Origin of the sequence: Roseovarius faecimaris (assembly GCF_009762325.1) — a bacterium.
In the GTDB taxonomy this organism is placed as follows: domain Bacteria; phylum Pseudomonadota; class Alphaproteobacteria; order Rhodobacterales; family Rhodobacteraceae; genus Roseovarius; species Roseovarius faecimaris.
In genome coordinates this window covers 139,499-152,335 of sequence record NZ_CP034348.1, presented here as the reverse complement: position 1 = coordinate 152,335, position 12,837 = coordinate 139,499, and the positions used below count along the sequence as shown (strand labels likewise).

Below are 12,837 nucleotides of genomic sequence, written 5' to 3'. Positions count from 1 at the left end.
TCAAGCCAGGGGCCCGCGGCCCGGCCCGGCGGCCCACCGCGCAGGGCGGACCGTCAGGCGAGAAAATCCCTTACTCCGCGGCCACCGCGTGCGGGTTCACCACTTCCACCTTGACCGCCGAGAACTTGAATTCGGGGATCTTGCCATAGGGATCAACTGCCGGGTTGGTCAGGATGTTGGCCGCCGCCTCCACATAGGCAAACGGCAGGAACACCATATCCGGGGCCACGGCCCGGTCGGCGCGCACCATGACCTCGATACTGCCGCGCTTTGTGGTCAGACGCACCATACCGCCCGGTTCCACGCCAAGCTGCTTGAGTGTGCCGGGATGCATGGAACAGTTCGCCTCCGGCTCGACCGCATCAAGCACCGTGGCGCGGCGCGTCATCGACCCGGTGTGCCAATGCTCAAGTTGCCGTCCAGTGGTGAGGATCATCGGATAGTCCTCATCCGGCGTGTCGTCCGGCGCAATGACGCTGGCCGGGGTAAAGCGCGCGCGCCCTTCAGGCCGGGGGAAGCCGTCGCCAAACACAATCGCCTGCCCCGGATCTTCCGGCGACAACGACGGATAGGTGACCGCATTCTCGTTTTCGAGCCGGTCCCAAGTGATGTTGTCGAGAGACTTCATGTTGAGTTTCATCTCGGCAAACACATCCGCCGGGCTCTCGTAATGCCAGTCCAGCCCGATCCGCTGTGCCAACTCGGTGGTGATCGCCCAATCCTCGCGCGCCTCGCCCGGAGGCGGCACGGCGGGGCGGCCCATCTGCACCTGCCGGTTGGTATTGGTCACGGTGCCCGATTTCTCGGCAAAGGCCGAGGCTGGCAGGATCACATCGGCATAGTTCGCCGTTTCGGTGATGAAGATATCCTGCACCACCAGATGCTCCAGCTTGGCCAGCGCATCGCGGGCATGTTCCACGTCCGGGTCCGACATGGCCGGGTTCTCACCCAGAATATACATGCCCTTGATCTTGTCGTCATGCACCGCATCCATGATCTCGGTGACAGTCAGGCCCTTCTCATTTGAGAAATCGCCCGATTTCCACACCTCGGTAAAGGCGCTGCGGACCCCATCGTCGGTGACGGTCTGATAGTCCGGCAGGAACATCGGGATCAGGCCCGCATCAGACGCGCCCTGCACATTGTTCTGCCCCCGGAGCGGGTGAAGACCCGTGCCCGGCCGACCAACCTGACCGGTCATCAGCGCCAGGGAAATCAGGCAACGCGAGTTATCCGTGCCATGGATATGCTGAGACACACCCATCCCCCAGAAGATCATCGCCGCCTTGGCCCCGGCAAAGGTCCGCGCCACATCGCGCAGCATCTCGGCGGGAATGCCGCAGATGGCTTCCATCTTCTCCGGGCTGAAGTCTTTCAGATGTGCCTTTTCGGCCTCCCAGTTTTCGGTGAAGGCTTCGATATATTGCTGGTCGTACAGCCCTTCCTCGACAATCGTGTGCATGATCGCGTTGAGCATGCTCACATCCGCGCCAGGCCGGAATTGCAGCATGTGCGATGCAAAGCGGCGCAGGCCGACACCGCGCGGGTCCATGACGATCAGCTTGCCGCCACGTTTGGTGAATTGCTTGAAATAGGTCGCGGCGACAGGGTGGTTCTCAATCGGGTTTGCCCCGATCACGATCGCCACATCGGCGTTCTCGATCTCGTTGAACGTGGCTGTCACAGCGCCCGATCCGACGTTTTCCAGAAGCGCCGCCACCGAGGACGCATGGCACAGCCGCGTGCAGTGATCCACGTTGTTGTGGCCAAAGCCCTGGCGGATGAATTTCTGGAACAGATAGGCCTCTTCATTTGTACATTTCGCCGAGCCAAATCCGGCCACGGTTGCACCACCATGCGCGTCCTTCAGCCGCTTCAAACCACCAGCGGCAAATTCCATCGCCTCGTCCCAGCTCGCCTCGCGGAAAAACTCACGCCAGTTCTGCGGATCCACGTTCAGCCCCTTGGCTGGTGCATCCTCGCGACGGATCAGAGGTTTGGTCAGGCGGTGATCGTGATGGATATAGTCAAAGCCAAACCGCCCCTTGACACAGAGCCGCCCTTCGTTGGCCGGGCCATTGATGCCCTCGACATACTTCACCTTGCCGTTCTTGACCTTCAGGCTGATCTGACATCCCACCCCGCAGAACGGGCAGACGCTTTCGACCTCGCTGTCATAATCTGCGCTGTCACCGATCTGGTTTTCATCCACCACCGTCGAGGGCATCAGAGCGCCGGTCGGACAAGCCTGTACACATTCGCCACAGGCCACGCAGGTGCTTGCCCCCATCGGATCGGCAAAGTCGAAAGTCGGATAGGCGTCATGGCCCCGGCCGGACATACCGATCACGTCATTGACCTGCACCTCGCGACACGCGCGCACACACAAACCGCACTGAATGCAGGCATCCAGGTTCACGCTCATCGCAACATGGCTGTCGTCCAGAAGCGGGATGCGCCCCTCTTCGAGCTTGGGAAAGCGGCTTTCGCTGACGCCCTGCATGGCGGCCATATCCCAAAGATGGCTTGATTTATCGTGGGCGACTTCCTGCTCGGGCTGATCGGCGAGAAGCATCTCGACTACCATCTTGCGCGCGGATTCAGCGCGTGCCGAATTGGTCGTCACGACCATGCCCTCGGAAGGCTCACGGATGCACGATGCCACCAGCGTGCGTTCGCCCTCCACTTCCACCATGCAGGCGCGGCAGTTGCCGTCAGGCCGGTAGCCCGGTGCCGGTTTGTGGCACAGATGCGGGATCACCAGGCCGCGGCCATGGGCCACTTCCCAGATCGTCTGGCCCGCCTCGGCCTGCACCTCTTTGCCGTCGAGGGTAAAAGTGATTTTGTCGGACATCGCGCATCTCCTAAAGCCGTGTCCTGTATAGACCACGGCATGCAAAAAGCGAGTCTGACAATCCCGACATTCCCCCAACGATTTGCGCCATTCCTTCCGGCGTGCCCTTTGCCACAGCCCGTTCGAGGCAGGCGGGGGTGGGTGGGCGGGACGCCTGCCGAGAACGGGCCTTGCGCACCGCTTCGGGGCTTTATCCCGAGCCCGCTCAACGCTAACGTGCCGGCGAACGGCAACCTGACAGGAGCACCCCTTGGCCGAGATCATCCTTGTCCGCCACGGACAGGCCAACAGCACCGCCACTGATGAGGCGAGCTATGACCAGCTCTCCGAGCTTGGCCACCAGCAGGCCGCATGGCTTGGCGCGCATCTGGCCGAGACCAACCCGCATTTCGATCAGGTACTTACCGGCACGCTCAGCCGTCAGGCCGATACCGCCCGCTCCATGGGCTATGAGATCACCCGCCAGGACGCCCGCCTGGATGAGCTGAGCTACTTCACCATCGCTCATGCGCTGGAAGCCCAGCATGGCATACCGGTTCCCGACAGCACGGGGGCCTATGCACGCCACTTGCCACAACTGCTCGACTATTGGGAGCGGGACAAGATCTCTGACATCCCCGAACCGTTCGACGCTTTCGCCACCCGGATCAGCGATGCCCTTGACATGCTTTGCGCGCTTGACGGGCGCATCCTCGTGGTCACGTCCGGGGGTGTCATCGGCATGATCCTGCGCCATGCGCTCGGGCTGCATAACGGCTCCACCGCAAAGATGATGCTGCAGATCATGAATTCATCGCTGCACCGGCTCGAATATGTGCATGACCAGCTCATGGTCGGAACCTTTAACGCCACCCCGCATCTCGATCCGCCTGACCGGGCGCATGCCCGCACCTATGTTTGAGGGTCTGCCGTGTTGAAATTCTACTGCGCCCCCAAAACCGTCTCCATCGCTACGGCAATCCTTCTTGAAGAAACCGGCCTCGCCTATGAGGCCGTGAAGCTTGACTTCGCCGCGGCCGAACAGACCAAACCCGACTACCGCAGGATCAACCCCAAGGGACGCGTGCCCACACTGATCACGGAGCGCGGCAGCCTGACCGAAACCGGCGCGATTCTAGAATACATCGCGGCGCAGGTTCCCGAGATGAACCTTGTGCCAGCCGACCCATGGGATGCCGCCCAGATGCGCGCGGTGATGTATTATCTCGCCGCCACCTTCCATGTGAACCACGCCCACAAAGTGCGCGGTTCCCGGTGGGCGGATCAACAAAGCTCGTATCAGGATATGATAGCCAAAGTTCCTGAAACCATGGGACAATCCTGTGCATTCGTGGAAGAAAACTGTGCTCTGTCGCCGTTTGCCATGGGGACCGACATGACCGTGGCCGACCCGTGGCTCTTCACGATCTGTACCTGGCTGGATGGCGACGGTGTGGATATCACAGCCTACCCGCGGCTTGCCGCTCATTTCGAGATGATGCACGCGCGCCCTTCCGTTGCCGCTGTTAAGGAGCTTGGCATTTTATGACACATATCTGGGTCCGGGCCGAACAACGCCCGAATGAAGAACGGGTTGGTTTGACACCTGAGGGCGCGCGCACTCTGATAGACGCAGGGTTCACCGTCACGGTGGAAGAAAGCTCCGTGCGCGCCATCCCCATCGATGGCTACGCGGCGGCCGGCGCGAAGATCGCCCCCGAGAACAGCTGGCCCGAGGCGCCGGAAGAAGCCATTGTCTTCGGTCTGAAGGAACTGCCCGAGGACGGCACGCCCCTGCCCCACCGGCACATCATGTTCGGCCATGCCTTCAAGGGCCAGCATTCGGGGCGCGCCCTACTGGAGCGGTTCAAAGCCGGAGGGGGCACTCTTTACGATCTGGAGTACCTCGTGGACGAGGATAACCGCCGTGTGGCCGCTTTTGGCTATTGGGCAGGCTATGCCGGGGCGGCGGTCTCGCTCAAGGCCTGGGCCGCTCAGCAACAGGGGGGGATCTGCCCGCCCGTCGCGACCTATTCGGGCAAGGACAGTTTGCTTGATGACCTGCGCGCCGACCTGCAGGGCGCGACCCCGTCGGCGATCGTGATTGGCGCCCTGGGCCGGGTCGGGACCGGCGCAGCAGACCTTTGCACCGCGCTGGGGCTAGACCCCACGCGCTGGGACATGGCTGAAACCGCCTCGGGCGGGCCTTTTCCCGAAATCCTGGCGCATGACCTCTTTTTCAACTGTATCTTCGCACGTCCCGGCACACCGGTCTTCGTACCCGCGTCAGCCCTTGCCGAAAGCCGCAGGCTGACCGTCATCGGCGATGTCGCCTGCGACCCTGACAGCGACTACAATCCGGTGCCGGTCTACTCGGAGGCAACAAGCTGGGCCGCGCCCGTCACGCGCGTGCACAACGATCCGCCCCTGGACGTGATGGCCATCGACAACCTGCCCTCTTTGCTGCCGGTTGAAAGTTCGGAGGATTATGCCGCCCAGCTGTTGCCGACGCTGCGCTCGCTCGACGCAATCGAAAGCGGGGTCTGGGGCCGGGCCAAAGCCACCTTCGAACATCACATCAGGGACGCCTGAAATGGCGCTTTATGTCGGCTATCTGGCGGCATTGCTCGGTACGATCTGCTGGATACCCCAAGCCTGGAAAGCCTGGATGACGCGCGATACATCGGGCCTGTCGCTGCCGTCTAATCTGATGTTTCTCACAACGGTCACCCTTTGGCTGATCTACGGCTTGATGATTGGTGACTGGCCGTTGATACTTGCCAATATCTGCTCGGTCACGGCGATGCTCCTGATCGTCGCGGCGAAATTGCGTTTCAAATAGGAGAGGCGACAACATGACAATCCATTGGTGCGGCACGGGCCTTTCGGCCATTCCTGGCCTCAGGCGACTTATCGAAGCGGGCCATGAGGTGTGCGTCTGGAACCGGACCGAGGCGAAGGCGCGCGATGCGGTGGGCGACCTGACCGACCGGATCAGGGTGTTCGACTTCGACACGCTGGCCGCGGAAACGCAAGCCGGTGACGTCATCGTGTCAATGCTGCCCGGCGACTGGCATGTGCCGCTGGCCGAGATGTGCATCAACAAAGGGGCGCATTTCGTCTCGTCCTCCTATATCGCACCCGAGATGCGCGAGCTCCATGGCAAGGCGCTTCTGAAAGGTGTGTCGGTTGTCAATGAGATCGGTCTCGACCCGGGGATCGACCATTTGATGGCGCATCACCTGATGGCCGATTACCGTGCCTCTTCTGCCTTCGATGCCGAGAACGATCTGTCGTTTATCTCTTACTGCGGCGGCATCCCCAAGCACCCCAACCCGTTTCGCTACAAGTTCAGCTGGTCACCTTTGGGCGTCTTGAAGGCGCTGCGCTCGCCGTCACGGTCGATCAAGGCGTTCACCGAACTCAACGTGGCCCGCCCCTGGGATGCGATCTCGTCCTATATCGCGCCGCTGGCGAGCCCAGAAAGCTTTGAAGTCTACCCGAACCGCGATTCCATACCGTTCATGGATGATTACGGCTTTGAACCGGGCTGGCGGGTGAAGGAATTCGTGCGCGGCACGCTTCGGCTTAACGGCTGGGCCGAAGCCTGGAAGGACGTGTTTGCCGAGGTGGAAACCCTGGAAGGCGAAGCGGGCGACGCGCGGCTCAGGGAGATGTCAAACCAGTTCTGGACCGAGAACGCCTATGACGAAGGCGAGCCGGACCGCGTCGTGCTCTGCGTGGCGCTGAAGGCCGAGAAGAACGGCGTGCCAGTGTATCACAAGACATTCGTGATGGATGCGTGGGGCGACGCCCGCGGCACGGCGATGGCGCGGCTTGTGTCGATCCCGGTGGCGATGGCGGTAGAAGCCGTACTGGCGCGTGAAATCCCGGCAGGCGTCAGCCCGGCACCGCGTGATCCGAAACTTGTCGCGCGGTTCCTTGGCGAAGTTGAAAAGCTTGCACAACATCTGCAGGTGGTGGATCACGGCTGAGGCGCAGCGCTTGAGCGCTGCGTGACCCCGAATTCGCAGGCAAAAGAACTGCGCCCGGCGGCTCAGCCGGAAAAGCTCGGCGCGGCATATGACACGGTCATACGTGAATTGATCCTTCGTTCTCCGTCATGGGGACCGGCGGCTATGATTGCCTCGATCACGCTCAAGGCGTCCTGGGCATCGCCATAGCTTAGCCGCGGCGCATCATGCCCGTCCGGCCCTTGCTGCCCATGCGCTCCGAGGATCTCGACATCTTTCGGCAACCATGCCAGCAGGTCGCGCAAAGTGGCGGCATAGGCCTGCAGGCTTGCCCCCGGGGTCTGAGCATAAAGTTCTCCGCAATAGAGCAGATCCGCCGCATAGAGACGGCCGCGCTCCGCCTCCCAGAGCGAAACGGAATCGGGCGAATGGCCGGGCGTGTGTACGATGCTGAACCGCCGCGCACCGACCTCAAGTGTCTCTCCGGGCCCGATCCAGCGCGTTACCGAAAAGCGCGGAGCGGTCAGGCCCTCATATGCCCCAAGAAACATCCGTTCGGGCGGGGATACGACCCCGTCCGCCTCCAGCGCCCGCAGGATCGGCAGATCGGCCAGCATGACCGTCTCGAAATCGCCGATCCCGCCCAGGTGATCGAAATGCATGTGGGATGGAAAAGCTGTCACGCGGGGCTGTCCATAACGGGCAACGACAGGCGCAATGGAACGGCGGCCCGATCCGGTATCCCACAGCAGGCTCTCCTCGCAATCCGACAGCAGATAGGACCAGTTGCATTGATGATAGGCGGGCTCTCCAATCGCGAGCGACGCGTCATCCAAAGCGCGCAGGGCGAACCAGTTCTGCGCGAGCGCGACACCGGGGGCCAAGGTCACGGCCTCTATGGGAACTTCGAGACTTTCTTGCATTCAGACGCCCGGAGGCTAGCCGCCGCGCACCAGATCGTCTTCTTCATCCACGGCCGACAAACCCAGCTCATCAAGCCCGTTTTCGAGATGATCCGACAGGTGCGGCGTCCCCAGAAGGTAATCTGCCGTGGGTGTCGTCGCCTCCTGCCGGGCGGTGGAAATCGCCTCATCAAGCTCGTCCGGTCCAAAGCTCTCTCGCCCGATCCACATAACAGCCACAAGGCTTGCCTGCTCTTCTTCGGTCAACCGTTCAATGAAAGCGCGCAGCTCTCCTTCAGCACGGTCGAGCTCTCGTGACATCAGGATCACCTGAGCGATTTTGTGCACGGATATTTCGATCATGGTGGTCCCCCTTCAGCGGAATCATACCACACTCTTCGGTGTTCGGGGAACGGGAGTCTTTGATCTCACGCAAAGAGCCGGTAGTAGGCCCAGTTTGGTAAAAACCGGGACAGCCGAAAGACATAAGAGAAAAGTCGCGGGAAGTGGCGCGCAAAGGCCCCTTCATCACACATAAGCTCGAACATTTCCTGCGCCGCCTGTTCTGGTGTCATCAGGAACGGCATTTTGAAAGTGTTCTTGTCCGTCAGGCGCGTCTTGATGAAACCCGGGTTGGCCAGTTGCACGCGCACCCCCGTGCGCCAGAGATCGGCCCGAAGGCTTTCGGCAAGCGCCATGGTCCCGGCTTTGGAGGCGGCATAACCCATCGCCCCGGGCAGACCGCGAAAGCCAGAGAGCGAACCGGTGATGACAATGTGACCCGCATCCCGCGCCACCATCTGAGGCACAACCTGACCCAGCACACGGATCGCCCCGGTGAAGTTGATATCCGCCATCGCCTCGGCCTGTTCGGCATTCCATTCGGTCGACGGCATCGGCCAATAGACCCCCGCGAGATAGACCATTCCGTCGATCTCTCCCACATGCTCCGCCGCCGCTGTCACGCTTTCAGTATCGCTGACATCCACGGGAACGATGCGCGACCTTCCGGGCAGTGAGGCCGCGACCTGTGCAAGCCGCTCTTCATTGCGGGCGGAAAGGATCACTTCGGCCCCTGCCGCGCTCAGCTTCGCGGCCAGTGCTGCACCCAGCCCCTCGCTGGCCCCCACCAGCCAATACCGTTTGCCTTGCCAATCGGTCACGCGATATCCGCCCGGCGCATCGTGGCCACAAGCTCTGCCACCTTGATCCCGAATTTGCGGAACTGGCTGCGGTTCACAATGACACCATTGGGTGCCAGATACATCCAGTCTGTCACATTCAACTCATGGCTCCCCGCTTCTTCGGGCAGTCGGATGCGGTAATTCAGCTGCACCGCCGAGCCGTTTTGCTGACCGGTTCCCACGCCGATCAGGTCATCCGCCTCCGCACGGATTTTACCGTCATTGCCAAGTTCCAGGCGCCACTCGCGATCCTGAGTGTTCCCACTGTCATAGAGGAAATGCTCTTTCATGATGCCGCGATTGCCTTCCCAGCGGGCGATAAAATCCGCCGAAAACCGAGAGGTCACGCGGCCGAACGGGCCATAGATCACGCCTTCGCATTTGATCGGGCCGTTAAGATGCGTGCGCAGATCAAACTGCGGTTCGTTGGTGGCGTAGTCCTGGGGCTTTTGCGACGAAAAGCCTGTAAAGCGCTGCCAGATCACCGTGAGCAGCAGCATCGCGGCGGCCCCAAGGGCGAAGAGACCAAAGGCGCTCATGTTCGGGCACTCCTTTCGTGGATAGGGGTTGCCACCAACAATCCGATGGCAATCAGTTTCAGGGCGCAGGGCACGAGGCAATAGAGCACACTCAGAAGGTGCAGCGCCTCTTCCGGATTGGCCTGCCCGGCCTGGAATCCGGCGCGCTCCAGCGTCGGCAGCAAAAGGACCGCCGCCAAGGCCAGGGTGAATTTCGACACGAAAGACCATAGTCCGAAGCCTTCACTGGCACCCGGCGAGACCTGCGCCATGCGAGTGGCGAAGAGCGCGGGCAAGAGGGTCATGTCGGCCCCCAGCGCCGCGCCCGATGCAATGCAAATGATCGCGAACGCCCAGATATCGCCCGCGCCAAGCGCGAAGGCCGAGCCGAAAGCGATGATGGACAGAACCATGCCGCTCAGCAGCACGCGTTTGGCGCCGAAACGCTCTGCCGCGCGGCTCCAGACCGGTGCAGCAAGCGCGGCAGACAGGAAAAACAGAAGCAGCAACGGCCCTTCCCACCCAACCGCGTTGAGGCGGCTTTCAACGAAGAACAGAAACAGCGTCGAGCTCACCGCGACAGGGGCAGCATTGGCCAGCGCAACCAAAAGCAAGCGGCGCGCGATAGGGTCGCGCAGAACCGGGCCAAACCCCGTCGCGTCCGACGGCAGGCCGGCGCTTTGCCATTGATCACGCATGGACCACACCGCCACCAGCGCAAGGATGGCAAAGCCAAGCGCGAAACCGGCGTAACCGCCCAGCGCCAACGGTGCTACCGCGGCGGCACAGATCCCAAGCAAGGCACCCGTTTCACGCCAACGGGCCAGCCGCAGGTGCCCCCGCCCGGGGAGGCAGGCCGCCGTACCAACGCCTTGTGCATAAAAACATATGGTCAGATAGCTGAAGGCCGAAAAGACAAGCGTAAGCATAAGAGCGAACCACAAAAGCGGTGCCAGCGGCGGCGAGATCGCAAACAACCCCAGCATCGCCAATGCCATGACCAGCACCGCCACACCCACACTCAACGCCCGCCATCCGGCAGCGACTCGTGCCAACCAGCCCAGAGCCGGGTCCTGCACCACGTCGAGCAGGCGCAGCACGAAAAGGATCGTACCTAGCGCCGCGAGCGAAACCCCATATTCGTCAACATAGAATTTTGGCGCGTGGATATAGAGCGGCAGACCCGCTGCGGCCAGAAGCGCACCAAACAGCCCAAAGGCGGGAAGGCGCGGGTGGCTGGCATCTCGGGTCGGTGCCTGGGACATGGCGGCAGCGGCGGTCATCGGCTGACTTCCTCGGCCGGCGGTTCGGGGCGGGCGCGGAACGTCGCCCCTTTCCACCAGAGCTTGAGTGCCTGCCAGTGGATCAGCGCCAATACGCGACGCGAGCCGAAGGGGCGACGCAGGCAGGCCCTGATCAGCCCCCAGGTGGTGAGAGGGGTGCGCTGCCCCACCAGCGTGGCGATCACACCGCCATTGCCACCGGTAAAATCGATCCAGATACCAATCCGATCACTGCGCAGATCAAAGCGAAACTCATACCCGCCTTCGATCCGCTGAAAGGGTGATACATGGAATATCTTCTGCGCCGTCAGATAATCCTGTGCGCTGATGGGAGCCATGTCATCGCGGTGACACAAATAGGAATGACGGTCGCCATAGGTATTGGTCACTTCGGCAATGACGACGCGGGCTGCGTCCTCTTCATCACGGCAAATCCAGAAGGCCACCGGATTGAAGACATGACCCAGGACGCGCGGCTGTGCCAGAAGCTCGACCCTGACAGGCGACGGAAGCCCGTGCGCCGCGAGTATTTCACGCACCCATACAGCACCGCGGCCCTGACCCGGCGGGCCACCGTGATCGACATCCCAAAGCGACGCCAAACCGGCACGGTTACGCCCGAAAAGGCGGGGCGGGTGTGCCTCGGCCTCGGCATCCAGCATCACGTAGTCGATACTGTAGCGAAACGCGTTTTCCACAGCGCCCTTGCGCCCGTGCCAGGTGTGGCCGGCGATATGGTCGATCCTGCTCATTCGGCCGCGATCTGCACCGCATCCTGCGCCAGGATTGCGCGCGCGACGTCAATACCGCTGGCCAGCCCGTCTTCGTGGAAGCCGTGCCGTGTCCAGGCCCCGCAAAACCATGTGTGATTGGCCCCGTTCCGCGCGAGCACGCGGCCCTGTGCCTCAAGTGCGGCCATGTCATAGATCGGGTGGCGCAGGGTAACCTGATCATAGATCAGCTCTTCGCGGATCGGGCGCGTGGAGTTCAATGTCACGAAATGTGGATCATCATGGGGGATCGGCTGCAGCGAGTTCATCCAGTAGGTGATGTCGATCTGCCCGTCACGCTTGGCGGGGGCCTCGGCGTAGTTCCAGCTCGACCAGACCGCTCGGCGGCGTGGCATCACCGAAGGATCAGCATGCAACACCACATCGTTGGGCTGATAACGCACTGCGCCAAGGTCGTCCTGCTCCGCCTTGCCCGCGTCAATCAGCAGGCGCAGGCTATCATCGGAATGAGTGGCAAAAACCACCTCGTCGAAGGCTTCCCATTCCGCTCCGGGAAGCTTGATCAACACCCCATCTGCGCGGCGCCTCACGGCCTCGACAGGGCAGCCAAGGCGCATATCGACACCCTGTGCTGCCAGAGCCTGGCCCAGACGGTCCACATAGGCAATCGAACCACCATCCACAGTGTACCACTGGTGCTGCCCGTCATAGGTCAGCAACGCGTGGTTTTCGAAGAACTGGATCATCGCATGCGCCGGGAAGTCCAGGATTTGTTCGGTCGGTGTCGACCAGATCGCGCCGGACAGCGGCAGAAGGTAATAGTCACGGAAATAGTCGCCCATCCCCATCTTGCGCAGAAACTGCCCAATGGTCAGCCCGCGCATATCATCGCGGTTGGCGGCATGGGTGTTGAAGTGAAAAATGTCGCGAAGCATACGCAGGAATTTTGGATTCAGCGCATTCTTGCGTTGCGCGAAAAAGGCTTTGGCACCGGCGAGCCCATATTCGATCTTGCCGCCCCGCACTGATGCGCCAAAGCTCATGTTCGATTTCGCAACCGGCACATCAAGCTTGTCAAAAAGAGCCGCCAGATGCGGGTAATTGGCATAGTTGAACACGATAAAGCCGGTATCGACCGGCTGATCGCCATGCTTGCCCGCGATGATCGTCCTGGCGTGACCGCCCAGGCGGGGCTCTGCCTCGATAAGCGACACCTGATGGCGATCGGCCAGCAAATGCGCGGCTCCCATTCCGGAGATCCCGGCGCCGATAACGGCAATCTTGCGGCGCTTTGGCACAACTGATGTGCCTGGCCCGGCTTCAAATGGCATCTTTGGTCGTGTCCTTTGATTGTCTTTCGTCAACCATTACGCGTCAGAGCATCAATCGGATGAGAAAAGTTTTTTTGGCGA

The 12,837-nt window shown here is 61.6% G+C and carries 13 protein-coding genes; 5 read left to right on the top strand and 8 right to left on the bottom strand.

The window, feature by feature from the left end; translation table 11 throughout:
* Positions 1 to 70 precede the first annotated feature (70 nt).
* Positions 71 to 2,854, bottom strand: coding sequence for a formate dehydrogenase subunit alpha (gene fdhF / locus EI983_RS01045; RefSeq protein WP_157705442.1), 2,784 nt, complete (start codon positions 2,852 to 2,854; stop codon positions 71 to 73).
* A 250-nt stretch (positions 2,855 to 3,104) separates the two neighbouring features.
* On the opposite strand from fdhF, the gene EI983_RS01040 reads away from it, so the two are divergent.
* The 5 genes from EI983_RS01040 to EI983_RS01020 are packed head-to-tail and all read left to right on the top strand — an operon-like array spanning position 3,105 to position 6,828.
* Complete coding sequence (locus EI983_RS01040; protein ID WP_157705441.1) at positions 3,105 to 3,755, top strand: histidine phosphatase family protein; 651 nt, start codon at positions 3,105 to 3,107, stop codon at positions 3,753 to 3,755.
* 12 nt (positions 3,756 to 3,767) lie between these two features.
* The gene (locus EI983_RS01035) at positions 3,768 to 4,382 is read left to right on the top strand and encodes a glutathione S-transferase family protein (protein WP_157708943.1); all 615 of its coding nucleotides are present in this window, start codon (positions 3,768 to 3,770) and stop codon (positions 4,380 to 4,382) included.
* Positions 4,379 to 5,425, top strand: a complete 1,047-nt coding sequence (locus EI983_RS01030; RefSeq protein WP_157705440.1) for a saccharopine dehydrogenase — start codon at positions 4,379 to 4,381, stop codon at positions 5,423 to 5,425. The genes EI983_RS01035 and EI983_RS01030 overlap by 4 nt, the downstream gene beginning before the upstream one ends.
* 1 nt (position 5,426) lies before the next feature.
* Positions 5,427 to 5,675 carry a SemiSWEET family sugar transporter gene (locus EI983_RS01025; protein ID WP_157705439.1) on the top strand — a complete coding sequence of 83 codons (249 nt, stop codon included), beginning with the start codon at positions 5,427 to 5,429 and terminating at the stop codon, positions 5,673 to 5,675.
* A gap of 13 nt (positions 5,676 to 5,688) precedes the next feature.
* A complete protein-coding gene (locus tag EI983_RS01020; RefSeq protein WP_157705438.1) occupies positions 5,689 to 6,828 on the top strand; it encodes a saccharopine dehydrogenase family protein in 1,140 nt (379 codons plus the stop codon).
* Between the two features lie 62 nt (positions 6,829 to 6,890).
* Here the strand turns inward: EI983_RS01020 and EI983_RS01015 are convergent, their stop codons facing one another.
* From EI983_RS01015 to EI983_RS00985, 7 genes are all read right to left on the bottom strand, one after another.
* On the bottom strand, positions 6,891 to 7,730 hold the full coding sequence (locus EI983_RS01015) for an MBL fold metallo-hydrolase (RefSeq protein WP_157705437.1): 840 nt from the start codon (positions 7,728 to 7,730) through the stop codon (positions 6,891 to 6,893).
* 15 nt (positions 7,731 to 7,745) lie between these two features.
* On the bottom strand, positions 7,746 to 8,072 hold the full coding sequence (locus EI983_RS01010) for a DUF3775 domain-containing protein (protein ID WP_157705436.1): 327 nt from the start codon (positions 8,070 to 8,072) through the stop codon (positions 7,746 to 7,748).
* Between the two features lie 65 nt (positions 8,073 to 8,137).
* Positions 8,138 to 8,872 (bottom strand): SDR family NAD(P)-dependent oxidoreductase, encoded by a 735-nt coding sequence (locus EI983_RS01005; RefSeq protein ID WP_157705435.1) that lies wholly within the window; start codon positions 8,870 to 8,872, stop codon positions 8,138 to 8,140.
* Positions 8,869 to 9,432: a DUF3833 domain-containing protein gene (locus tag EI983_RS01000; RefSeq protein ID WP_157705434.1), complete on the bottom strand. Its 564-nt coding sequence runs from the start codon at positions 9,430 to 9,432 to the stop codon at positions 8,869 to 8,871. Before EI983_RS01000 ends, EI983_RS01005 begins: the two co-directional genes overlap by 4 nt.
* Entirely contained in the window at positions 9,429 to 10,694 is a 1,266-nt protein-coding gene (locus EI983_RS00995; RefSeq protein ID WP_157705433.1) for an MFS transporter, read from the bottom strand. The genes EI983_RS01000 and EI983_RS00995 overlap by 4 nt, the downstream gene beginning before the upstream one ends.
* A complete protein-coding gene (locus tag EI983_RS00990; RefSeq protein WP_157705432.1) occupies positions 10,691 to 11,446 on the bottom strand; it encodes a DUF1365 domain-containing protein in 756 nt (251 codons plus the stop codon). Before EI983_RS00990 ends, EI983_RS00995 begins: the two co-directional genes overlap by 4 nt.
* The gene (locus EI983_RS00985) at positions 11,443 to 12,756 is read right to left on the bottom strand and encodes an NAD(P)/FAD-dependent oxidoreductase (protein WP_157705431.1); all 1,314 of its coding nucleotides are present in this window, start codon (positions 12,754 to 12,756) and stop codon (positions 11,443 to 11,445) included. The genes EI983_RS00990 and EI983_RS00985 overlap by 4 nt, the downstream gene beginning before the upstream one ends.
* Positions 12,757 to 12,837 lie beyond the last annotated feature (81 nt).